Origin of the sequence: Megasphaera hominis, from assembly GCF_014269395.1 — a bacterium.
Taxonomy (GTDB): Bacteria; Bacillota; Negativicutes; order Veillonellales; family Megasphaeraceae; genus Megasphaera; species Megasphaera hominis.
In genome coordinates this window covers 1-21,879 of sequence record NZ_JACOGK010000031.1, presented here as the reverse complement: position 1 = coordinate 21,879, position 21,879 = coordinate 1, and the positions used below count along the sequence as shown (strand labels likewise).

Here is a 21,879-nt window from a genome sequence, read left to right as displayed (position 1 = left end):
ACAGACTGTTTTACTTCTTCAATACGCGCTGGTACAAGTCAGCGTAGGCTTTGGCCGAACGGCTCCAGCCGTAATCGCTTTCCATGGCATTGCGGACGAGACTTTCCCAAACGACGCTGTCGGCATAATAGCCCAAGGCCCGTTTGATCGTAAAGAGCAATTCATGGGCATTGAAATTCTTGAAGGTCAGGCCGTTGCCCTGCTTCGTATACTTGTTGAAGGGAATGACCGTATCCTTCAGGCCGCCCGTTTCCCGGACGACAGGAATGGACCCGTATTTCAGGGCAATGAGCTGGCTCAGGCCGCACGGTTCGTAACTCGACGGCATGATGAAGATGTCCGAGGCTGCGTAGACCTGATGGGCAAGGCCTTCATTAAAGAGAATGTTCGCCGAGACTTTTGTCGGATAGCGCTGGGCCAGGTTGCGGAACGTATCTTCATAAGCCCAATCGCCGGTACCAACGAGGACAAACTGTACGTCTTCTGCCAGGAGTTCATCGATGATGCAGGTCACGAGGTCCAGGCCTTTATCGGCAACGAGGCGCGTTACCATGGCGATCATAGGCACGTTGCGGTTTACAGGCAGGCCCAATTCTTCCTGGAGCGCTTCTTTATTGACGTGCTTCCAAAGGGGGAAGTTAGCTGCCGTATACGGTGCCTTGATGAACGTATCCGTTTCCGGATTGTACACGTCTTCGTCGAGACCATTGATGATCCCTGTCAGGCGGTCTTTGGCATCGCGCAGGTAGCCATCGAGGCGTTCGCCAAAGTAGGGGTACATGATTTCCCGGGCGTAGGTCTTGCTTACTGTCGTAATGTAATCGGCGTAGACCATGCCGGATTTCATGTAGTTTACGCAGCCATCGCATTCGAGGTTGCCGTTGTCGAAGAGTTCCTGCGGCAAGCCGATAATGTCCTGCATGATGGATGGCGGATAAATCCCCTGGTATTTCAGGTTATGAATGGTGTAAATAATCTTCATATACTGGTAGAACGGATCGTGGGCAAAGTCTTCTTTCAGGAAGACACCCATGAGGCCTGTGTGCCAGTCATTACAATGAATGATGTCCGGCTGGAAGCCGATTTGCGGCAACATAGTCAGGACAGCCCGGCAGAAGTAGGCAAAGCGTTCGTCGTCGTCTTCAAAGCCATAGAGACGGTCGCGCTTGAAGTACCATTCATTGTCAATGAAATAGACCGTTACGCCGTCGATTTCGACGGCTTCCACACCAAAATACAGCTGGCGCCAGGCCAGGTTGACCATACCGTGGACGACAGGCTTCATCTTGGCCTGCCATTCTTCGCTGATCTGGCTGTATTTCGGCAAGACGAGCCGGACGTCCATCCCTTGTGCGGCCAACGCTTTGGGCAAGGAGCCCATGACGTCAGCCAAACCACCGGTCTTAATGAAAGGGACGGCTTCCGACGCCGCGAATAATACGTTAACCATTAAGTATCACCCTCTTTTATCTCAAACAAGTCAGGCGTTTTTAGCGCTTTTCTTTGTACTAGCCTTTTTTTAGGAGCTGTGCTCTTTTTCGTCGTACCTGCTGTACGCTTGCTGCTCTTAGCCGCCGGACGGCGCCGTGCCGGCACAGACTGCACCAATTCCGGCAGGGCCTGGCCTGCTTCGGCTTCGGGCTTCAGTTCCAAATAAATCGTTGCCAACGGCGGCAGGGTCAGGCTCAGGGACTGGTCCATACCGTGCATGGCAATGTCTTCGGCTGTAAAGGCACCTTCATTGAGCACGTTCGAGCCGCCAAACTGTTCGGCATCACTATTGAGGACTTCCACGTACGTGCCCGGACGGGGTACACCAAAGCGGTAGTCATGCCGTACGACAGGCGTAAAGTTGCAAACGACGACGGTCATGCTCTGGCCATCGCGGCCACTGCGGTAAAAGGCAATGACGCTGTTATTGCAGTCGTCACAGCTAATCCACGAAAAGCCGGACCAGTCACAATCTTCTTCCCAGAATTCACGGTGTTTGCCGTAGAATTCGTTCAGTTCCCGAACGTAATTGTGCATGGCCAAGTGTTTTTCGTATTCCAGCAAATGCCAATCAAGGCTGTCATCGTATTTCCATTCGATGAACTGGCCGTAATCACTGCCCATAAAGAGCAGTTTTTTGCCCGGGTGTGACATCCAGTAGCCGTAGAAGGCACGCAGGCCGGCAAATTTCTGCCAGTAATCACCGGGCATTTTATCGAGGAGCGAGTGCTTGCCGTGTACGACTTCATCGTGCGACAAAGGCAGGACAAAGTTTTCCGAGAAGGCATAGCACAGGGAGAACGTAATCAGGTTCTGGTTATCCTTGCGGAACAAGGGATCCAGGGCCATATAGCGGAGCATATCGTTCATCCAGCCCATGTTCCACTTGTAGTTAAAGCCCAGGCCGCCTACATCGACGGGCTTGGTCACGAGGGGCCACGCCGACGATTCTTCGGCAATCATGAGGGCCTGCGGTACGTTTTCAAAGACGGCTTTATTGAGCTTGCGCAGGAAATCGATGGCTTCCAGGTTTTCCCGGCCGCCATATTTATTGGCCTGCCACTGGCCATCGCTGTGACCATAGTCGAGATACAGCATGTTGGATACGGCGTCGATACGCAGACCGTCAATGTGGAACTGGGTCAGGAAAAAGAGGGCACTCGAAATGAGGAAGGACTGCACTTCTGTGCGGCCGTAGTCGAAATTCATGGTGTCCCATTCCGTGTTTTCTGCCAGCATGGGGTTGCCCGATTCGTAGAGCGGCTGGCCATCGAAGTGGCGCAAACCGTGAGCATCGCGGCAGAAATGGCCCGGTACCCAGTCGAGGATGACGCCAATGTCGTTGCGGTGGCACAGATCGACGAAGTACATGAAATCCTCTGGCGAGCCGTAGCGGCTGGTTACGGAGAAATAGCCCGTTCCCTGGTAGCCCCAGGAGCCGTCAAAGGGATATTCGCACAAGGGCATGAGCTCAATGTGCGTGTAGTGCATGTCCTTGACGTAGGCTACGAGCTGCTCTGCCAGTTCCCGGTAGGTCAGCATCTCCCCTTCGGCATTACGCTTCCACGAGCCCAGATGGACTTCATACGTCAGCATGGGCCGGCTGTACGAATCGTAGTCCTGGCGGCTGTCCATCCATTTGCGGTCCCGCCACGTATAGTGGAGCTTCGTCAGGCGCGATGCCGTGTTGGGCCGCACTTCCGAGCTAAACGCATAAGGATCGCTCTTTAGGATCTGACTGCCGTCGGCACCTGTAATGGCATATTTATAGATATCCCCTTCTTGGAGACCGGGGATGTGGGTAACCCAGATTTCCCCATCAGAGCTGCTCCGCTCCATGGGGTTGGCACCGGCATCCCAGTTATTAAAATCGCCGACGACGCTCACCGCCAGGGCATGGGGTGCCCAGACGGCAAAGCGTACGCACGACTGGTGCTTGTACGCCGTAAAGTGGGCGCCCAGCATGCGATAGGCATTATAATTTGTTCCCTGATGAAACAAGTACGTACTAAATTCATCAATGGCGCTTATTTTCAATTACGACTCCTCCCCTGTGATACTCAGTGAATCATTTTCCTCAAGTGCCAGATATCGTTGGCATACTGCATGATCGTCCGGTCGCTGGAGAAATAGCCCGAATGGGCAATGTTGATGGCACTCGAATGGAGCCAATGACGGCGGTCGTGGTAACGGTTGGCAATTTCCACCTGGGCTTTACAGTACGGTTCGAAATCCTTGAGGACAAAGTATTCGTCGTTCCGGTCGAGGAGCGATTCGTACAGCATATCAAAGGTTTCGCCATAGCCCAGGGAGCCGTCGACGAGGCTGTTCATGACCTGGCGGATGTTTTCATCCTGGCCGTACATATTCCAGGCCGAATAGCCGCCGTGGATGTAGTAATCCATGACTTCGTTGGCTCTGAGGCCAAAGATAACACAGTTGTCATCGCCTACTTCGCGATGGATTTCGACGTTGGCCCCGTCCATGGTGCCCAGCGTAATGGCGCCGTTCATCATGAATTTCATATTGCCTGTGCCGGACGCTTCCTTGCCGGCTGTAGAAATCTGTTCGCTCACGTCGGCTGCCGGGAAGAGAATCTGTCCCAGGGAGACGTTGTAGTTTTCCAGGAACAGGACCTGCATCTGCTTGCTCACGCGGCGATCCGTATTGACCATGCGGGCGACGACGTTGATCAGACGGATGGTCTGCTTTGCTTCGCCGTAGCTGGCTGCGGCCTTGCCGCCAAAGAGGAAGGTCCGAGGCGTAATCTGGACTTTGGGATTATCACGCAGGAAATAATACAAGTGCATGACGTGCAGGATGTTGAGCAGCTGCCGTTTGTACAAGTGGATACGCTTGATCTGGACGTCAAAAATGGACGATGTATCGACGGTCATGGCGTATTTCTTTTTAATATAGTCAGCCATGATTTCTTTGCGTGTCTTCTTGACCTGGCCCAGCTGTTCCAGGAAGGAACCGTCGCTGGAATAGCCTTTGAGGTCTAAGAGGCGGCGCGGATCACGGCGCCAGTCCGTTCCGATCGTATCATCCAGGAGGTCTGCCAGCTGCGGGTTCGACTGGATGAGCCAGCGGCGATGAGAAATACCGTTGGTCTTGTTGGAGAAACGGGCCGGGAAGCACGTGTAGAACTGATGGAGTGTCGAGTCCTTCAGGATCTGCGAGTGGATTTCGGCTACGCCGTTAACGCTGTGGCTGCCCAGGACGGCCAAGTGGGCCATGTGGACCTGTCCATCCCAGAGGATGGCAACATTGCGGGCCATGTCTTCGTTGCCCGGGTAGCGTTTGCGGACCTCTTTGAGCCAGCGCCGGTTGATTTCATCGACGATGAGGTAAATGCGCGGCAAGAGCTCTTTGAACATGGGAATAGACCATTTTTCCATGGCTTCCGGCAAGACCGTATGGTTCGTATAGGCTACGGAACGGACCGTTACCTTCCACGCGTCTTCCCAGTTCATACCTTCTTCGTCCATGAGGATCCGCATCAATTCGGGGATGATCAGGGCCGGATGGGTATCGTTAATGTGCAGGGCAATGTAATGATCGAAATCATACATGCTTTCTTTGATTTTCTTCTTATAGTAGCGGACGATAGACTGCAGGCCTGCGGAAACCATGAAGTATTCCTGCATGAGCCGCAGTTTGCGCCCTTCTTCTGTGCTGTCCTCCGGATAGAGGAAACGGGAAATGAGCTGGACGCTGTTCTTATAGCGGAAGGCGCGGTGCCGGTCGCCCATAGAAAGTTCCCGGTACATGTCTTCCCGCGAGTATTCAGCCCGCCACAGGCGCAGGGTGTTGACCGTATGGTTGTGGTAGCCGATAACCGGTACGTCGTACGGTACGGCACGGACGGAAGAATATTTTTCGTATACACATTCCAGGTTGCCTTCGCCGTCCGGACGCATGTAGGCGTTGCCGCCAAAGCGCACGTTTACGGCCTTGTCGACTTTCTTTACTTCCCACGGGAAGCCGTTGACGAGCCAGTTATCCGGCAATTCTACCTGCTGGTCGTCAATGATACGCTGGTTGAAGAGCCCGTACTGGTACCGGATGCTGCAGCCATGGCCCGGCAGCTGCAGGGCTGCCAGGGAGTCGATGAAACAGGCTGCCAGACGGCCGAGGCCGCCGTTGCCCAAACCAGGGTCCCGTTCTTCCGGGATGATTTTATCCAAGTCCCAGCCCAGATCCTTCAGGCCGGCACGGCAAACATCTTCCATGCCGACGCCGATGAGGTTGGACTGGAGCAGGCGTCCCAGTAAAAATTCAATAGAAAAATAATAGACTTGTTTTGCCTTTTCTTCGGCATAGATCTGGTTCGTCCGGATCCAGTCTTCACTTACCAAGTCGCGGACCATATAGGCCACGGTCTGATAGACTTCGTTTGGCGTCAGGTCCTGCAACTCTTTTTCCCACAAGATATGGGCTTTTACGGTAAATATTTTTTTGAATTCTTCCTTATCCTGCCATGTATTCACTGATGTCAAAACTCCTTTTTAGATGACGGAACAATTCCCGATGCACAAAGGATTTTCTCTTGTTCCAGACAATGCAGCTTCCGGCTGGATTACGGCTTCCTTATCGCAGACGACGTAATCCAAGTGCGCATCGTCGCCGATATCTGAATGCTGCATGATAATACTGTTGCGTACGACCGCGTTCTTTCCTACGTGTACCTTACGGAAAAGAACAGAATTTTCTACGCGGCCTTCAATAACGCAGCCATTTGCAATGATGGAGTTGCTAACCCGCGATTCTTCCATGTATTTGGCCGGCGCTTCATCCTTGATCTTAGTGTAGATGTGGCGCTGGTTTTGCAAAAAGAGGTGACGCCAAATACTCAGATCCAAAAGATCCATATTGACGTCGAAATAGGAACGGATAGAATCGACGCGTTTCGCATACCCTTTATAATTATAGCCAAAAATGCGCAGGCGGTCTACATTGCGCAAGAGGACCTCACTGACGAAGTCGTGATAGCCCTGGGCAAAAGCCCGGCGTACGCAGTGCTGGAAAATCTGGTTATCGATGAGGATCTGGTGCTGGTAGACGTTGTCGCCGCTGAGCGTGCCAATCTGTTCCTTCATGCCCGTCACGCGGTCGTTGTCGTTTACAGCCAGAACCGTTTCGCTTTTGTCACCGCCTACAGCCTGTTGGCTATAGATCATGGTCACGTCGGCGTTGTGGTGCCGGTGGAAATGAAGGACTTCATCGTAGTCGATATTCTGGACGAGGTCGCAATCGGAAATGAGGATGTACGGGCTCGTACCGCGTTTGACGAACTGCAGGTTTTTGTAGAGGGGCTGAATGTTGCCGGCTACAGGATGAAGAATGTCTTCTACTTCAGCCGGCAAATAGAAGAGGCCGTCGCGCTTGCGGGCCAGGCCCCATTCCTTACCGGAACGGACGTGATCGAGGACCGACCGGGACTGGGCCGACAGGAGCAGGCCGACGTTGCCGATACCGGCATTGACCATGTTGGACATGGTAAAATCGATAAGCCGGAATTTCCCGCCAATGGGGATGGTCGCGAGAGGCCGGTTTTCATTGAGTTCTTTTAAGGGGCCGCTTTCTTTCAGGTTGATAATGCCCATAATTGTACTATTCACGATTACTCATCTCCTTTGGCTGCTTTGACGTTCTTTTGTGGCGCCACTTCAGTATGGCGGCCAAAGACGGCTACAGTGCCATCCTTGTGGTGCACGACAGCATTGCTGTGGACCGTGCAGTCTTCACCGATAATGGCTTTGTCGACGACGGCGTTCTTTTCGATGACCGTGCCCGGCATGACCACCGAGTCGACGACCTTGGCGCCTTCTTCAACGGTAACGCCGTAGAAAATGACGGAGTTTGAAACCTGGCCGAGGATGGCTGCCCCTTCGGCAATGAGGGAGCTCGTTACGCTGCCCTTAGGACCGATGTAGTGCGGCGGCATGGACTGGTTGGCCGAATAGACGCGCCATTCTGTATCGCTCAGATCGAGGGGCGGGTCGTCGGCTAAGAGGTCCATGTTGGCCTGCCAGAGGCTGTCGATGGTGCCTACGTCTTTCCAGTAGCCTTCAAAGGGATAGGCATAGAGGGCAATCTGATCACGGAGCATGGCTGGAATGACGTTTTTGCCAAAGTCGTGTTCCGAATTTTCATCGGCTGCATCGGCCTTCAGATAGTCTTCGAGAATCGTACGGTTGAAAATATAAATACCCATGGAAGCGAGGTTGCTTTCCGGTTGTTTTGGTTTTTCCTGGAATTTCGTAATGCGCATGTTGTCGTCGGCGACCATGATGCCGAAACGGCTCGCTTCGTCCCAGGGCACGCGGATCGTGCCGATGGTGACGGCAGCTTCATGCTTTTTGTGGAAGGCCAGCATCTTCGCATAGTTCATGGAATAAATATGGTCCCCTGACAGGATCAGGACGTAGTCGTCACCGATCATGTCGACGAAATTCAAATTCTGATAGATGGCATCGGCTGTGCCGCGGTACCAGTTGGAACCGGCGTCGTTCGTATACGGCGGCAGCACGAAGGTGCCACCCGTATCGGAGTCGAGGTCCCAGGAGCTGCCGTTACCGACGTACCAGTTCAGTTCGAGCGGCTGATACTGCGTCAGGATGCCCACTGTACCGATACCGGAATGCCGGCAGTTGCTGAGGGTAAAGTCAATGATTCTGTACTTGCCGCCAAAAAGCAGGCCCGGTTTGGCCTGGTCTTTCGTCAGGACCCCGAGACGGCTGCCTTTCCCGCCTGCCAGGATCATGGCCAGACAATTCGATTTTCTCATACCATTTCCTCCTCTTGTGAAAAGTCCCGTATTTCTTTGCCGTTCTCTGGTACATACCGGACACTGCAAAGGCCGTGTGCTTTTCTCTCTCTCATTTCTTGTACTAAACTTACGGCAGATTGGAGTTACAATCCGTTTATGTAAATATTATACACTACTTATTTACGTTTTTTAATAGCAAAAGAGAATGTTTTACTGAAATCATACATTATGCAATACAAAATATACCTAATGATTTGTCTTTACATCCCATATATAGTAGTTGACAAAACCTTTACTTATAAGTAAAACGTTAAACAGTTATCATTCCAGTACCTCTTCTCTTTTTTCTTATAAAAAGAAATATTTTTACTTATGACTATAAGTTATGATACTTTTTTGTTGTATTGATGCCCTTTGACATATTTTCACCTGCACGTCCTTGTTGTAAACGGGCCATATGTACAATAAGGACGAAGATGGTTCAAAAAAAGAAAAAAGCACAGCTCCATATCTCCCTAAGGAGACAAGAAGCTGTGCTGCTATAGTTTGTAGTTTCCTCTGTATTACTGGCCGTCGCCGTTGCTGCCTGCCATGGCTTCATCGAACGACAGAATGTCTACAGAAAAGGGCAAGTGGCCTAAAATGTCTACGGCCATAGGTGCCGTGTCCGGTGTCGTGCGGACGAAGCCGATGCCTTTTTTGCCGTCTAAGGCTGTGACGACGCCGACGTACTCAAAGCCTTCCAGGATCCGCGTGACGTACGTCATGTCGTGGGGATTGATGCGGAAGTAGACCCAGTCGCGATCAAGCATGGCTGACCTCACGGCGCATGAGGCTGTACGCTTCTAAAGGTGTATCGACGGCAATGCCGACGAGCATTTGCGCATGATTGGCTGCTTCGATGGGCTTGCCCTCTTCGTCTGTGAGCGACGTCAGGGTCTGCGTTACTACCGGGCCATGGGGCTGCAGGAATTCGACGGTCTGGCCGACGCGGAAGTGGTTGCGCTGTTCTACCCAGGCAATTTTCTTTTCTGCATCATAGGAACGGACGAAGCCGATGAAATCGTGGGTCTGTGTGTTGCTCGAGTGGCTGTAGACCTGGTCCGCATCTGTCGGCCGGGAAACGGAAAACCCTTTCGTATAGGGGCGGTGGGAAATCTTTTCCAGTTCTGTGAGCCAGCGCGGCAGTACCTGAAAATGCTGCGGATCCCGTTCGTAGGCATCCATGGCTTCGCGGTAGACCTTGACGACAGTGGCGACGTAATGGATGCTCTTCATGCGGCCTTCGATCTTGAGGCTCGAAAGACCGGCCTGGTAGAGGTCGGGCAAATACGGCAGGAGACAGAGGTCCTTGGAGTTAAAAATATAGGTTCCCCGTTCATCTTCGACGACAGGGAAATACTGGCCCGGCCGTTTTTCTTCGACGATATTGTATTTGAAGCGGCAGCACTGGACGCACTGGCCGCGGTTCGAATCGCGGTCGTGGGTGAAGTAGTTACTGAGGAGACAGCGGCCGGAATAGGAAATGCACATAGCGCCGTGGACGAAGCCTTCGAGTTCGATGTCCGGCACGCGGCGATGGATTTCGGCAACGTCCTTGAGGCTTACTTCGCGGGCCATGACGACGCGGCTGGCTCCCAATTTGTGCCAGAAATCGACAGTAGACCAGTTCGTCGTATTGGCCTGGGTGGAGATGTGAATAGGCACTTCCGGTATGAGCTCGCGGGCCATATTGAAGATGCCCGGGTCAGCGATGAGCAAGGCATCGACGTGAATGTCGCGCAGGAAGCGCAAGTATTCCGGCAAACCTGTAAGGTCGTCGTTATGAGGGAAAATGTTGACCGTTACGTGAATCTTCTTGCCAATACTGTGGGCATACGTAACGGCTTCGCGCATTTCTTCCGGCGAGAAGTTGTCGCTAAAGGCGCGCAGGCCAAAGGACTTGCCGCCCAGGTACACGGCATCGGCGCCGTAGAGGAAGGCGATTTTCAGTTTATTCATATTCCCGGCCGGAGCCAGGAGTTCCATTTTTTGCATCTATTCTTATCCTTTCCAACGGGAAACGGTGAGACCGTCCCCATTTTCAAAAAACACCGTATCGTAATGGGCCGGATCATCGAGGCGCGCCAAAAACTCGCGCAGCCGCGTAATGGCTGTGCGGTGTTTGTGTGGCAGTGTGCCTTCAATGTACAGCATGTCGTGGTAACGCAGGTTGTCCGCCACGATCAGGGCGCCCGGAGCCAGCTTAGGCTCTAAGAGGCTGAGCTGCCGGCCGTACTGCCCTTTAGGCCCATCCATAAAGACGAAATCCCACGGGCCGGCAAGCGTTTCGAGCCATTCATTGGCATCGCCCGTAAGGGACGTAATCTGCGCCGCATAGGGTGAGCGTGCAAAGTAGGCAGCGGCCCGGCGGCTGCGCTCGCAGTCGACTTCGATCGTCGTCAGTGTGCCGCCAGGTGCCAAAAAGGGCGCCATAGTGAGCGCCGAGTAGCCTACGCAGGTGCCGATTTCCAAGAGCCGCTGCGGCCGGGCGTGGCTCAGGATGCCTGTCAGGACGGGTACTTCGCTATCGCGCAGGATGGGCAGGTTCTCTGCTTCGGCCTGTTCTTTAATTTCTGCTAACAGGTCTGTCATCATGGCATATATTCCTTTACATTCTGCATATGCTCTTCGTACGTTGCCGCGTAGTGATTGTGGCCGTCTTTGTCGGCGACGAAATAGAGATATTTCGTCTGTGGCGCTTCTAAAATGGCTTTCATGCAGTCCATGCCGGGATTACCAATAGGTCCCGGTGGCAGGCCTTCGTAGCGATACGTATTGTAGGGTGAATCGTATTCCGTTTCATCGATGCTGTACGACGCTTTGTGAGTCCCCATGGCATAGGAAATACTGGCGTCGGATTGAAGCTTCATGTGCTGGGCCAGACGGTTCAGGAAGACGGAGGCAATGAGCGGCCGGTCTTCGGGATACTTCGCTTCTTTTTCGATGAGCGACGCCAAGGTGACGAACTGGTAAATAGACATATTGGTCTTGCCGATTTCCTGGCGCATGGCCGGCGTCAAATGCTTGTCGAAATTTTTCAGCATTTCCTTGACGATGTCTTCAGCCGTCGCGTCGTTGGCAATAGTATACGTATCCGGGAAGAGAAAACCCTCTGTGACGAAGGTCACCTTGCGGTTGCCCTTCATATACGGATACAAGAGGCTTTGGTCGTTGGCAGCTTTCAGGAAATCCTCTTCCGAAACGATGCCCAGCTTGGCTAAGGCCTGGGCCGTCTGGCGGACCGTGTAGCCTTCGGGCACGACGAGGCGCGCCGCTTCTGATTCACCGCTCGTGAGCTTGGCCAGGATTTCGTGGAGGCTCATGCGCGAATCAATGGTGTACTCGCCTTGCTTCAGCTCGCTGGCCTGGCCGCTCAGGGTCGTGACCAGGCGGAACCACAGGGGATGCGTAATGAGGCCATCGTCGGTAAGCTGGTCGGCAATATCCGACGCCGTCATGTTGTCGCGGACGTGGACGTACGCACTCGTATCGGGCAGGAAGTAATTAGGCACGTAGTACCCGGCGAGAGAACCGGCAACAGCCAGGACGGCGAGACAGGCTGCACCACGGGCCAGTAATTTTTTACGCCCCATAGCTTGGACACGCTTGCCGAGGCTGTGGGCTTCGCTGACTGTCGTCTCTTCGACCTTTTCTTCTATTTCTTTGATTTCTTGGGTGAGTTTATTTTTTTCCATCCGTATATTATACAGCAGATAAAAAGTGCTTGGCAAGATAGAGCGAGAAAAGCTGTATTTTATGGGGCCTGGCGTCTACACAGGGCCGTCTGGACAGGTATTTTTCACAGTTTGAGCACAGTTTTGCTATTTTCCTTGTGTGCTTTTCTTTTTTCTTTTATACTAAAAGCATAATATAATACATTATAATATATAGCATTTTGCTTGAGAGGAGTCTTATTCATGCAATATCGTCACACAGCAGCTCTTCTTTGCGCCTTTTGCCTGGCTACGGCCACGGCTTGTGCCGCTACGCCGGCTGCGACACTGGCTGGACCTGCGCCGCTACAACAGGTACAGGAACAGACACAGGGAACTATCACATCCGTTACGTCTGTAGCCCATAATTACGGTTTTGGCGAAAACGTTGCCGCCGTAGTGCTCCATTATACAGCGCCCGTTCTTTCTTCTTCTCTATCGCCGGCAGATTTTGTCGTCACTGGCAAGACTATCAGTAAGGCCTATGCGTCCGATACGGCTTATCCGGGCGAGGAAAAAAAGCCGGGCCCTATGTAATCCTCGATTTGGTCAATACAAATCCGCAATCGGATCAGCCCTTTAGCGCACAAAGCCAGGCAGCCCATGCCCATGCAGACGGTGGCAAGGCAGGCGATGCGCCAAGTCATAGCGACCGTACTATGCCGGACCTGAACGTCACGGTACAACAGGTCAATCCCATTGCCCGTGCGGACGGAGCTTATTTTGCACCCTCTGACAAAGCCCTGACAACGACAGCCTTATTAGAACCGGATATTAAGGGCTTTACAGAATATACGTACACAGATGCTGAAACGGGCGCTACTATCCCTTATTATCTCTATTTGCCTGAGGGCTATACGCCAAAGAAGTCGTACCCGCTCATGGTTTTTATTCCCGATGCCAGTACGAATATCGACAACCCAAAGATCACCCTCGTCCAGGGGAACGGTGCTACCGTTTGGGCTGAGCCGGAGGAACAGAAAAAGCATCCGTCCATCATCCTGGCTGTCCAGTATCCCCAAAGCCTCGTCAATTCCCTCGGCATGATGACGACAGACGATAACGTGTGGACGCCGGGCCTGACGCTCGTATCAAATTTGATCAAGCACGTGACGGATACGTACAGCGTCGACAAGAACCGCATTTACGGTACAGGCCAGTCCCAAGGCGGTATGGCCAACATCGCCATTAGCGATAAATATCCGGACCTCTTCGCTGCCCAGTACCTCGTAGCCTGCCAATGGAATACAGACGAAATGAAAGTCCTCAAAGATAAAAACCTTTGGATCCTTGTCAGCGAAGGTGACACGAAGGCCTATCCCGGTATGAACGACGCCGTTAAGAAATGGGAAGCCTTAGGTGCTAAGGTAGCTACGGCACCGCTTTGGAACAGCCATGCGACGGCATCGGAATTTTCCCATCTCGTACAGGATGTAGAACGACAGGATGCCAACATCAATTACACGTTCTTCAAGGATGGCAATCACATGTACACGTGGACCATTGCCTACAATATCGAAGGTATTCGCGACTGGATTTATCTGCAGACCCTGAACGGTACGCCCGTTTCCTTTAACACGGATGGCCTGCCTCTTGAGGAAAAACGGCAAATCGCCGGCTACGTCCTCGATCAAGGCTTGCGCTACGAAAAGCTGAACACACCTGCAGCTGATACGAAGGCTCTCGCCTACTTCCGCGAAGCCGACAAATTGGGCCACTTCAAGGCAGCCCGCTGGATTGGCCTCGCCTATGCCAACGGCCGTGGCACTGCACAGAGCTACAAAGAAGCGGCAAAATGGTACAAAAAGGCAGCTAAGGCCGGTGATATTACAGGTACCTATCTCCTGGGCCAGCTGTACGAACAGGGCCAGGGTGTAGGACAGAGCTATAAAAAGGCTCTGCAGTATTATAATCAGGCTGCCCAGCGCGGCGACATCATCGCAGCGCCGGCCATGACGGCTGCCGCTGTGCTCTATGCAGATGGCAAAGGAACAACACAGGATGTAGCCAAAGCGAAGGAACTGCTCACGAAGGCAGCCGCTGCTGGCTATGCACCGGCTAAAGAAGCCCTGGCGGGACTGACGGCGTCGGCTGTACAGATGACAGCGCCCGTATAATAGCCACGCTGGCAGTCATCAGGTTTGCAGCTTCCCATACGCTGAATAGCGATATTAGTTTCAAAAAAAACACGGTGTGCCCGGGGCATACCGTGTTTTTTATTTATTTCTATTACCGCAGCTACTGCGAATACGAGATACAGGAAACAGGCACTTCTCCGGGATAGTGAGAAATGCCTGTTGCCAAAGGTGAGAAAGAAAGAGGGGTATTTACATGTGGAAAAGTGGGAACTACCATATGGGGAAGTGCCTGTATACGGGAAAAGGGCAGGCTGACACTACAGGAGTGCCGATGTAAGGTACCTTTTCCACACGCCTCTTATGATGATTATAGCAGGGCGGAATGCAATCTACCATTATACGAACGTATACATTTTATCTGAACCAGAAAGAGCCGGCAACGCTTGGGGAGGGCATTGCCGGCTCTTTCTGATGTGTTATACTATTAGCATTTCTTGGGTGAGAAAGGAGATTGTGTGTCTATTACTGCTGGCTATCTGCTACAGGCGGCTGGCCCATAGGCGGCTGGCCCTGGGGATGAGCCAGTTTCATGATTTCCTGGAGACGGTCTGTCGAGATGCCTGTTTCTTCAGACATTTCTTTCAAGAGTTGCTGCCGGTCCGGACGTTCGCCAGTGTGTTTTTTCATGACGTCTGTCTGGTTGTCGCCGTCAGGACGATGGTTTTTGAAGAATGTTTCCAGCGCAGTTGCTTCCTGCTGGGTAATGCTGCCGTTCTGAACGAGCTGCTGCATATGCTGTTGCGGGTTCATACGGGGACCACCCATACGCGGCGGCAGGGTGAAGATTTGCTGCAGTGTGGCTTCAGGAATGCCCGTCTTCTTGGGCAGGTTCTTCATGAATTCCAGGCGTTCTTTTGCTTGTTTGCCCCGGAATTCTTTCATGGCGTCTTTCAGTTTGTCTGCCTGTTCCTGGGTAATCTTGTTTTCACTGACCATCTGTTCAATGCGGCCGTTGCGCATATCGCCAGGATGGCGTTTCATGTGTTGCTGCACTGTCGTCTGGTTGGTCGTAGCGCCCGTTGCAGCGTCAGCGGCCTGGACGGGAATGTACGGCGAGGCGGCGAAGATAACGGCAGCTGTGCCGGCTAAGAGGACGGCAGTCGTGCGTTTTTTCCATGTATATTTCCAGTTTTGCATATTCTTTGTCATAAGAATCACTCCTTAACAGTTGGCTTGCTCCCTTGTGAGGTGCTTTTAATTTTGTTGATGCTGTAAGTATAGCAAGCCATTGTTACAATTCCATGACGCCACCGTTACAAATCTTGTTCAGTTTTATGACTACTAGCACTATATTTGAAAACTATTCAAGGACAACACGTTTTGTCGGCATTTTCAGACAAATTGGTGAATAATTAAAATAGTCATTCGATGTGTTTCTCTCAGAGCGGAAGCTCTATGCATATCGAGGATATACGAGTAGTAGTCGCTATTGATGCAATCCGTTGGACTGGGCACGTAGCTCAAAGATTGATAAAACGCAATATCTCTCCCGACGAAGTATTAGAAACGTCACACTTCTTTCCTTTTTGTATCGATTTTCTTCACAAGAAAACATAACTGCTAATTGGCTTCATACACGCGTACGCGCAAGGTGAGGCCCCGTTCTTTACAGAGTTTGCGGCATTTCTTGATTTCTTCCTGGTCTTCTACCTGGTCGACGACGGTCATGACTACATTCGGTACGTATTGCTTGCAATGCTCTGCAAAGGCCAGCATGGCATCGAAGGATTTAAGGCCGAATTTACTGCGCGTCAAATCAAGGTAGCGCTGGGCGTTAGAGGCGTTGAGACTGATGGAAACTGTATCGAGAATGGCACCGTGGAAATCGGCTGCCGTATCGCGGCCGTATTCCAAATCTGACAGGCCGTTCGTATTGACCCGCGTCTTGGCGTTCGGGAAATTACGGCGCACGTAGCGCAAGAGTGTAACGAGATCTGTCAGGCGCATAGTCGGTTCGCCAAAGCCACAGAAGACGACTTCGTTAATGTACTGCCACGGCTGGTCGTTCAGTTCCTGAATGACCTCTTCTACAGTCGGTTCTTCTTTGAGCCACAGTTCCTTATCCTCTGCCGTTTCCTTCAGGTTGCGCAGACAGAAGGTACAGGCACAGGTACAGCGGTTGGTGAGATTCACATACAAGGCCCGTTTCCCTTTGGGCTGCTTAGCCAGGCTTTCTGCCATCGTAATATAATGTCCTTTGTCATACGTATAGGTGATCATGTGTCTTGCCTCCTACTTCAGTTCAGTTAAAAATTCTTCAAAAGCCAGGCCGTAATTGGTAGGCAGGCCCAGGCTTTCTGTATACTCCAGCGTGCGGTGAATAAATGTAACAGCCTTGTAGACGGCGTCGTAGAGGCTTTCGCCACGGACGAGGCTGGCTGCGACGATGGCCGCAAAGACATCACCTGTACCGGACCGGTCATGGCCTACTTTAGGGCTGGCCAGGTACTGCGGATGCCGGCCCCGTTCGTACAGGTAATTGCCTACTTCCTGATTTCGGGAAAGACCCGTTATGACGACCTGCCGCGGTCCTAAGGCGGCTAGGTCGGCGGCAATATGTTCCAGCATTTCCGCATCAGCCTGACCGCCGGCCGGATAGGGAATGCGCAAGAGCTGGCACGCTTCGGTCAAATTGGGTGTAATGACGTCGGCATGTTCCAGGAGCTGGCACATATCGCGGTAGAGCTCATCTGTATACGAGGCATACAAACGGCCATAATCCCCCATGACGGGATCGACAATGACCAGTGTGCCAGGCTTTTTAAACAGCTTGATGCACTGGCTGATCAAACCGATCTGGGCCGGCGAGCTGAGAAAGCCCGTCAGGATACCGTCGAACGCAAGGCCTGTACGAGCCCAGCTGTCCATGTAGTCTTTCATGTAGGGCGTGAAATCGTGCAAATAATAATTGGGAAAGCCTGTATGGACCGACAAGATAGCCGTCGGTAGCGGACAGGCCTGCACCTTGAGGGCCGAAATGAGGGGCAGCTCTACAGCTGTCGAACAGCGGCCAAACCCTGTTATGTCATTGATAATAGCAATCCGTTTTTGTCTGCTCATTATATTATGCCTCTATTCTTTGGCTCCGTCTAGAGGACGTGCCATTTTTTTCCTGCCATGACGGCAACTACCGCTACGAGTGTATTGACCAGTCCTTCCAGGATCAGTCCCGGTAAGGAAGCAATGCCGACAGCAACACTGCCGTAAAGTAGAGCCCCACAGGCACCATAGGCGGCGGCCATCCACAGGGAGGACGCGAGAAAGGCCAGCGTGCTTTGCCAAAGGGGTACGCGTCTGGCGCCGCCGCGGGAATGGGTCAGCAGCCAGACGACCCAAACCATGACGTATTTAATCAAAAACGTCGGTACGATCCACAAGGGAAAACCGCCGAGGAAATCAGCCAGGCACGAACCGATGGATGCCGCCAGGGCCGCATCACGACGGGCGAATACCAGGGCACCAACGTAAATAACGCTATCGCCCAGGTGGACATAGCCCACAGGAATAGGTATTTTGGGCACATACGTCAGGACAAAGACTAACGCTGCCAAAAGGGCAGCCAGGCACAGGCGGCGCGTACGGTTTGTCGTCGCATCCGGGCTGGGACATACTGGAAACACAGGAAATCCTCCTTTCACCATTTCATAGCAAAAAACTATTGCGCGCATCATTTGTCCTCTATTCTATTACATAAAACAGCTATTGTAAATGGGACAGATTAAAGAAAAAACTGTCCTCGTCTACAGGAACACAGCAAAAAAGGCAGGTCTGACGCTGTTGTCAGATCTGCCTTTTTTACATTTTCTATGTCCGGAAGGAGGACAGATTAGTTGGCTGGCTGCCACGTACGGCTGCTCTGGGCCTGTTCTTCTGCTTTTTCCAGTTTTTGTGATTTTACTTCTGCTTCGTATTGTTCCCGTGCAGCGGCTTCGGCATTTTTCAGGTTTTCCTGCAGCTGCGGGTCAATTTTGGCGTTCTTGTCCTTATTCTGGGCTGCCGCTTTCTGGGCATCTTCCAGTGCCTTCTGGGCTGCCTGCTGCTGGGCTTGAAGCGCGTCAAGACGCTGCTGGCGCATTCCCTGGCGGACGTCGCTTTCGAGGGTAACATCCGGCTGGGCGTGGACATCGACATAGACTTCAAAGAGACGATTCCACGGGAAGGTCACATTGACCGTGCGCGGATCGATGCCTAAATAGGTCTGGGCGTAACGCTGGAGCTGTTCTTTCGTACGGCTCTGTAATTCCCGCATGATTGTCGGATAGTAGCGCTGTTCCTGGTCTGCTTCGATTTTCTGCTGCATGCGGTATATGTATTCGCGCACGTTGGCCTGGTAAGCCCAGTTATCGAGATACTGCGTCGTCAGCATGCGGGCGTGGGCTTCAGGCGTCATATAGCGCGCCAAAATGCCTTGGGAAATACCATAGCCGACGGAGTTGCTCGCCGTATTCCAGCCGTTATAAGCAGCCAGACGGTACATCATCTGGTCCTGATAGAGACCGTAGATGAGGGTATTGTCCGAGCCGTTAGAAAAGGCCATATCGACGAGGCTGACAGGAATGCCCAAATTGACGGCCTTTTCAATCTGTGTCAAAAAGGCCTTCGTCGAATCGAGCATAATCGGGAAGTTTTCGAAATTGCCCGATTCCGTCGTCGACGTCGTAAGCGGCGTATTCACGGCCAGAAGCAAATCCGGTTTGCCCTGATCCGTAATGGTACCGCCAATAGCTTCGACATGTTCCTTAATGGTCTTGCCAATGGCCTGGCCATCGTAGCGGGGTACGGTCTTTTCGCCGCCACCTAAGGGATAAATAACCGTCACTTTGGGGTGGTAATTGTTGAAATCATTGTTGGCCCGCGTAATGAGGAGCAGGCCCAGCTGGTCGGCACCGGGGAAGGAGCCGAAATGTTCCTTAGGAATATCGGCGGCGTGCATTTCCAAATACTTCGATTCCAGGGACGACTGGGTCCGCGTCGAATTGTCATCGTGACCAAGGCAATAATAGGAAAAGACGCCGTTCCTGGCATCTTCGATGAGCCGGTAATTAATAGTCATGTTTTTGCGGCGCCGGCTAAACCAATCCTGCAGATATTCCTGTGGCACGCGGCGCATAATGCTGAACCAATCATTTCGTTCCTGAGGCGTCAGGCCGCTTTCATCCATCTTCGCCTGCAGAGACGCGAGCTGGTAAATATCACTGCCGATTTGCAGATAGTAATCCGGTTCGACGCCCTTGCCACCGGCCCAGGGACTGCGCATGACCGTGCTGAAGACATAAATGGGCACGTGGCCGTACTTGCCGTGCAAGGCTTCCACCTTGGCCAGACGGTTTTCCAACATTTCGAGGCTCAAATTGTGCTTACGCGAATCGACGAGACCGCCGTATACGAGGGAATCAATAGAAAGGACCATGGCATCAGCATGGCCGGCATTCTGTTCTACCCACTCCATGAGCTGCGTCGGCGAACCCTGGAAATTCGAGCCCGACAAATACCGCGACGGCGGCGTAATCACCGTATAGCCTGCGTCCTCAGCCGTACTCACTGTATAAGCAAAATCAACAGGACGATTATCCTGTGGTACATACAAAATCGTTTTTGCCAGAGCTGCCTGGCCTGTGCACATGAGCACAGCAATGACAGCAGCCCCCAAGGCCTTACGAAAGAAACTCACATCAATCAATCCCCCCTATATAAAATCATCATTTCATTATACCAAAGGCAAGGGCTTGACGCAAACAGAAGGAGTTATAAAGGCCATTATGAAAAACAGCCCCTTCCCAGTGCCAGGAAAGAGGCTGCCGTTTTCACTCTTATTTTTTCAAAAAATCTTCCCGAATGGGGCTGAAAATATCGACGACAATGGATGGCGTGTCTTCTGTATTGACGACGGCGTGAGGTACGTTAGACGGAACCCAGGCTACACCGCCGGCTGTCAGGTGTTCTGTCTTGTCGCCTATGGTGACGTCACAGGCACCGGCTAAGACGTGCAGGAGTTGTTCATGCGGATGGGCATGGCTGGGAATTCCTGCATGAGGATGGAGATTGTTGCGGACGAGCATAATTTTTTCACCGTAAAATAATTTTCGTTCTGCCGAGCCTAAGGCTTCTTCCGGCAGGTCTTGCCAATTGGCAAAATGTTCCATGATATGACCCCCTCAAATTCCGGCTGGGCCGGAAATAGTATATATATCGCACGCCCCTTAGGGCTGATGCACATGGTTAGACGCGGCTTTTCTGACGGCGCCGGTAATGTTTGACCCGTGGCAGATTCCAGTGACAGCGGATGGCCAGGAGACGGATGCCAACGGTAACGATAAAACAGCTAATGGCTGAAACTTCGATGGATACGTCCCAAAGAACATAGCTGGCGTATAAGACGAGGGCGCCAATGAGGGACGCTGTGGCGTAAATATCCTGCATGAAGGTCGCAGGAATGCGGCCAGCCAGGACGTCGCGGATAATGCCGCCACCAACGGCTGTAATGAGGCCGAGGAAGATGCACAGCACCCAGTACTGGGGATAGACGTAGCAGCCCAGAAGGGTGCCTGTAATGGTAAAGGAGCCAAGGCCGATGGCGTCACAGATCAGGTAAATAGTCACAGATACGCGCATGAGACGATGGCGCAGGTGGGTATTAATATAGCGCAAGAAAACAATGAGTATGACCATAGTGAGTATGATGAGCCAAAAGTACATGCTGTTTTTGAAAAAGGTCGGCGGCATGTGTCCCAAAATGAGATCGCGGACAATACCACCGCCAACGGCCGTCGCCGCGGCGAGGACGAAAATGCCAAAGACGTCCATGCGGCGGGAAATGGCTACGAGTGAGCCCGAAAGGGCGAAGGCCAGGGTACCGAGAATATCGAAAACCTGCCACCAAATAGATTGCATAATTTCACACCGTCCTGTACAATAGTAGAACACTCCTGGCATTACGGTATCACGAAATGCTAGAACAAGCAAGATTAATTTTTCAAATCAGGTGAACTGTTGTGACTAAAGACGAATTTTACATGGGCAAAGCCCTGGAAGAAGCACGTACGGCCTACGTCGTGGGAGAAATCCCTATCGGCGCCGTCATTATTTATGAAAAAAAAGCCATTGCCCGGGCGTATAACCTGCGCGAAAGCCTGCCCTGCGCTACGGCTCATGCAGAGCTTCTGGCCATCGAAAAAGCCTGCCGTGCCTTAGGCCGCTGGCGCCTCACAGGCTGTACGCTCTACGTGACAGTCGAACCGTGCCCCATGTGTGCCGGCGCCATCATCAACAGCCGCCTGGACCGCGTGGTCTACGGCTGTGACGACCCCAAGGCCGGTGCAGCGCGGTCGCTCTTTCATCTGCTCGATAACCCGGCTCTCAACCACCAGGTTGAAATCACAGCCGGTGTCCGGGAAGACGAATGTGCCCAGCTCATGAAGGATTTCTTCCGCGCCCGGCGGCAAAAGGCAAAGGAAACGCAAAAAACAGAATAACACGCTGAGGATACAAAAAGGGGCTGTGAAATAACACGGACCCAAATAACAAAGGAGGTCCACCGACTCTTTCGAGTCAGCGGACCTCCTTTTGTGGTAAAATTTACATAACCAATGAAAAATTCAACCACTAATTATTCTAAACCAAAACAGGCAATTTTGCCACTATATATTTCAGATTTTCTGGATATTTGCGATCCGGTGTTGGTTTTCAACAGATTCATGGAGGGAATCAACTTGGAGAAGTA

General features: G+C 52.3%; 19 protein-coding genes. 3 read left to right on the top strand and 16 right to left on the bottom strand.

Features of this window, described 5'->3' with window-relative positions; genetic code table 11:
- Nucleotides 1-10: 10 nt before the first annotated feature.
- From glgA to mltG, 9 genes are all read right to left on the bottom strand, one after another.
- Nucleotides 11-1,450: a glycogen synthase GlgA gene (gene glgA / locus H8J70_RS09965; RefSeq protein WP_186504057.1), complete on the bottom strand. Its 1,440-nt coding sequence runs from the start codon at nucleotides 1,448-1,450 to the stop codon at nucleotides 11-13.
- Nucleotides 1,450-3,528 (bottom strand): 1,4-alpha-glucan branching protein GlgB, encoded by a 2,079-nt coding sequence (gene glgB, locus H8J70_RS09960; RefSeq protein ID WP_246415340.1) that lies wholly within the window; start codon nucleotides 3,526-3,528, stop codon nucleotides 1,450-1,452. The genes glgA and glgB overlap by 1 nt, the downstream gene beginning before the upstream one ends.
- A 23-nt stretch (nucleotides 3,529-3,551) precedes the next feature.
- A complete protein-coding gene (locus tag H8J70_RS09955) occupies nucleotides 3,552-5,984 on the bottom strand; it encodes a glycogen/starch/alpha-glucan family phosphorylase (RefSeq protein WP_186504051.1) in 2,433 nt (810 codons plus the stop codon).
- Between the two features lie 18 nt (nucleotides 5,985-6,002).
- Complete coding sequence (glgD, locus tag H8J70_RS09950) at nucleotides 6,003-7,115, bottom strand: glucose-1-phosphate adenylyltransferase subunit GlgD (RefSeq protein WP_288201323.1); 1,113 nt, start codon at nucleotides 7,113-7,115, stop codon at nucleotides 6,003-6,005.
- Nucleotides 7,116-7,117: 2 nt separating this feature from the next.
- Nucleotides 7,118-8,284, bottom strand: a complete 1,167-nt coding sequence (locus H8J70_RS09945) for a glucose-1-phosphate adenylyltransferase (RefSeq protein WP_186504050.1) — start codon at nucleotides 8,282-8,284, stop codon at nucleotides 7,118-7,120.
- Nucleotides 8,285-8,829: 545 nt separating this feature from the next.
- Complete coding sequence (locus H8J70_RS09940) at nucleotides 8,830-9,078, bottom strand: DUF4911 domain-containing protein (protein ID WP_186504049.1); 249 nt, start codon at nucleotides 9,076-9,078, stop codon at nucleotides 8,830-8,832.
- Entirely contained in the window at nucleotides 9,071-10,294 is a 1,224-nt protein-coding gene (locus tag H8J70_RS09935; protein WP_222433673.1) for a peptidase U32 family protein, read from the bottom strand. Before H8J70_RS09935 ends, H8J70_RS09940 begins: the two co-directional genes overlap by 8 nt.
- A 15-nt stretch (nucleotides 10,295-10,309) precedes the next feature.
- Complete coding sequence (locus tag H8J70_RS09930) at nucleotides 10,310-10,903, bottom strand: O-methyltransferase (protein ID WP_343068710.1); 594 nt, start codon at nucleotides 10,901-10,903, stop codon at nucleotides 10,310-10,312.
- Complete coding sequence (gene mltG, locus H8J70_RS09925; RefSeq protein WP_246415339.1) at nucleotides 10,900-12,003, bottom strand: endolytic transglycosylase MltG; 1,104 nt, start codon at nucleotides 12,001-12,003, stop codon at nucleotides 10,900-10,902. Before mltG ends, H8J70_RS09930 begins: the two co-directional genes overlap by 4 nt.
- Nucleotides 12,004-12,225: 222 nt before the next feature.
- On the opposite strand from mltG, the gene H8J70_RS09920 reads away from it, so the two are divergent.
- Both H8J70_RS09920 and H8J70_RS09915 read left to right on the top strand, forming a co-directional pair.
- Entirely contained in the window at nucleotides 12,226-12,558 is a 333-nt protein-coding gene (locus H8J70_RS09920) for a hypothetical protein (protein WP_186504047.1), read from the top strand.
- An 8-nt stretch (nucleotides 12,559-12,566) separates the two neighbouring features.
- Nucleotides 12,567-14,138: an SEL1-like repeat protein gene (locus H8J70_RS09915; protein WP_186504046.1), complete on the top strand. Its 1,572-nt coding sequence runs from the start codon at nucleotides 12,567-12,569 to the stop codon at nucleotides 14,136-14,138.
- Between the two features lie 483 nt (nucleotides 14,139-14,621).
- Here H8J70_RS09915 and H8J70_RS09910 read toward each other — a convergent pair whose 3' ends face one another.
- From H8J70_RS09910 to H8J70_RS09880, 7 genes are all read right to left on the bottom strand, one after another.
- Nucleotides 14,622-15,308: a hypothetical protein gene (locus H8J70_RS09910; RefSeq protein ID WP_186504045.1), complete on the bottom strand. Its 687-nt coding sequence runs from the start codon at nucleotides 15,306-15,308 to the stop codon at nucleotides 14,622-14,624.
- A gap of 411 nt (nucleotides 15,309-15,719) precedes the next feature.
- Nucleotides 15,720-16,379, bottom strand: coding sequence for a TatD family nuclease-associated radical SAM protein (locus H8J70_RS09905; RefSeq protein ID WP_186504044.1), 660 nt, complete (start codon nucleotides 16,377-16,379; stop codon nucleotides 15,720-15,722).
- 12 nt (nucleotides 16,380-16,391) lie between these two features.
- The gene (locus tag H8J70_RS09900) at nucleotides 16,392-17,219 is read right to left on the bottom strand and encodes a pyridoxamine kinase (protein ID WP_186504040.1); all 828 of its coding nucleotides are present in this window, start codon (nucleotides 17,217-17,219) and stop codon (nucleotides 16,392-16,394) included.
- A gap of 29 nt (nucleotides 17,220-17,248) precedes the next feature.
- On the bottom strand, nucleotides 17,249-17,779 hold the full coding sequence (locus H8J70_RS09895) for an ECF transporter S component (RefSeq protein ID WP_222433669.1): 531 nt from the start codon (nucleotides 17,777-17,779) through the stop codon (nucleotides 17,249-17,251).
- Nucleotides 17,780-17,985: 206 nt separating this feature from the next.
- On the bottom strand, nucleotides 17,986-19,782 hold the full coding sequence (locus H8J70_RS09890; RefSeq protein ID WP_222433672.1) for a DUF4127 family protein: 1,797 nt from the start codon (nucleotides 19,780-19,782) through the stop codon (nucleotides 17,986-17,988).
- A 187-nt stretch (nucleotides 19,783-19,969) separates the two neighbouring features.
- Entirely contained in the window at nucleotides 19,970-20,302 is a 333-nt protein-coding gene (locus H8J70_RS09885) for a cupin domain-containing protein (protein ID WP_186504036.1), read from the bottom strand.
- A gap of 76 nt (nucleotides 20,303-20,378) precedes the next feature.
- Nucleotides 20,379-21,050 carry a trimeric intracellular cation channel family protein gene (locus H8J70_RS09880; protein WP_186504034.1) on the bottom strand — a complete coding sequence of 224 codons (672 nt, stop codon included), beginning with the start codon at nucleotides 21,048-21,050 and terminating at the stop codon, nucleotides 20,379-20,381.
- Between the two features lie 101 nt (nucleotides 21,051-21,151).
- On the opposite strand from H8J70_RS09880, the gene tadA reads away from it, so the two are divergent.
- Nucleotides 21,152-21,631 (top strand): tRNA adenosine(34) deaminase TadA, encoded by a 480-nt coding sequence (gene tadA / locus H8J70_RS09875; RefSeq protein ID WP_186504032.1) that lies wholly within the window; start codon nucleotides 21,152-21,154, stop codon nucleotides 21,629-21,631.
- Nucleotides 21,632-21,879 lie beyond the last annotated feature (248 nt).

Coding starts and splice junctions, on each gene's coding strand:
- H8J70_RS09935 (WP_222433673.1), bottom strand. CDS start 10,294: ATGGAACTCCTGGCTCCGGCCGGGAATATGAATAAACTGAAAATCGCC.
- H8J70_RS09885 (WP_186504036.1), bottom strand. CDS start 20,302: ATGGAACATTTTGCCAATTGGCAAGACCTGCCGGAAGAAGCCTTAGGC.
- H8J70_RS09890 (WP_222433672.1), bottom strand. CDS start 19,782: ATGTGCACAGGCCAGGCAGCTCTGGCAAAAACGATTTTGTATGTACCA.
- H8J70_RS09930 (WP_343068710.1), bottom strand. CDS start 10,903: ATGATGACAGACCTGTTAGCAGAAATTAAAGAACAGGCCGAAGCAGAG.
- H8J70_RS09905 (WP_186504044.1), bottom strand. CDS start 16,379: ATGATCACCTATACGTATGACAAAGGACATTATATTACGATGGCAGAA.
- H8J70_RS09900 (WP_186504040.1), bottom strand. CDS start 17,219: ATGAGCAGACAAAAACGGATTGCTATTATCAATGACATAACAGGGTTT.
- H8J70_RS09945 (WP_186504050.1), bottom strand. CDS start 8,284: ATGAGAAAATCGAATTGTCTGGCCATGATCCTGGCAGGCGGGAAAGGC.
- H8J70_RS09910 (WP_186504045.1), bottom strand. CDS start 15,308: ATGACAAAGAATATGCAAAACTGGAAATATACATGGAAAAAACGCACG.
- mltG (WP_246415339.1), bottom strand. CDS start 12,003: ATGGAAAAAAATAAACTCACCCAAGAAATCAAAGAAATAGAAGAAAAG.
- H8J70_RS09880 (WP_186504034.1), bottom strand. CDS start 21,050: ATGCAATCTATTTGGTGGCAGGTTTTCGATATTCTCGGTACCCTGGCC.
- glgA (WP_186504057.1), bottom strand. CDS start 1,450: ATGGTTAACGTATTATTCGCGGCGTCGGAAGCCGTCCCTTTCATTAAG.
- H8J70_RS09940 (WP_186504049.1), bottom strand. CDS start 9,078: ATGCTTGATCGCGACTGGGTCTACTTCCGCATCAATCCCCACGACATG.
- H8J70_RS09920 (WP_186504047.1), top strand. CDS start 12,226: ATGCAATATCGTCACACAGCAGCTCTTCTTTGCGCCTTTTGCCTGGCT.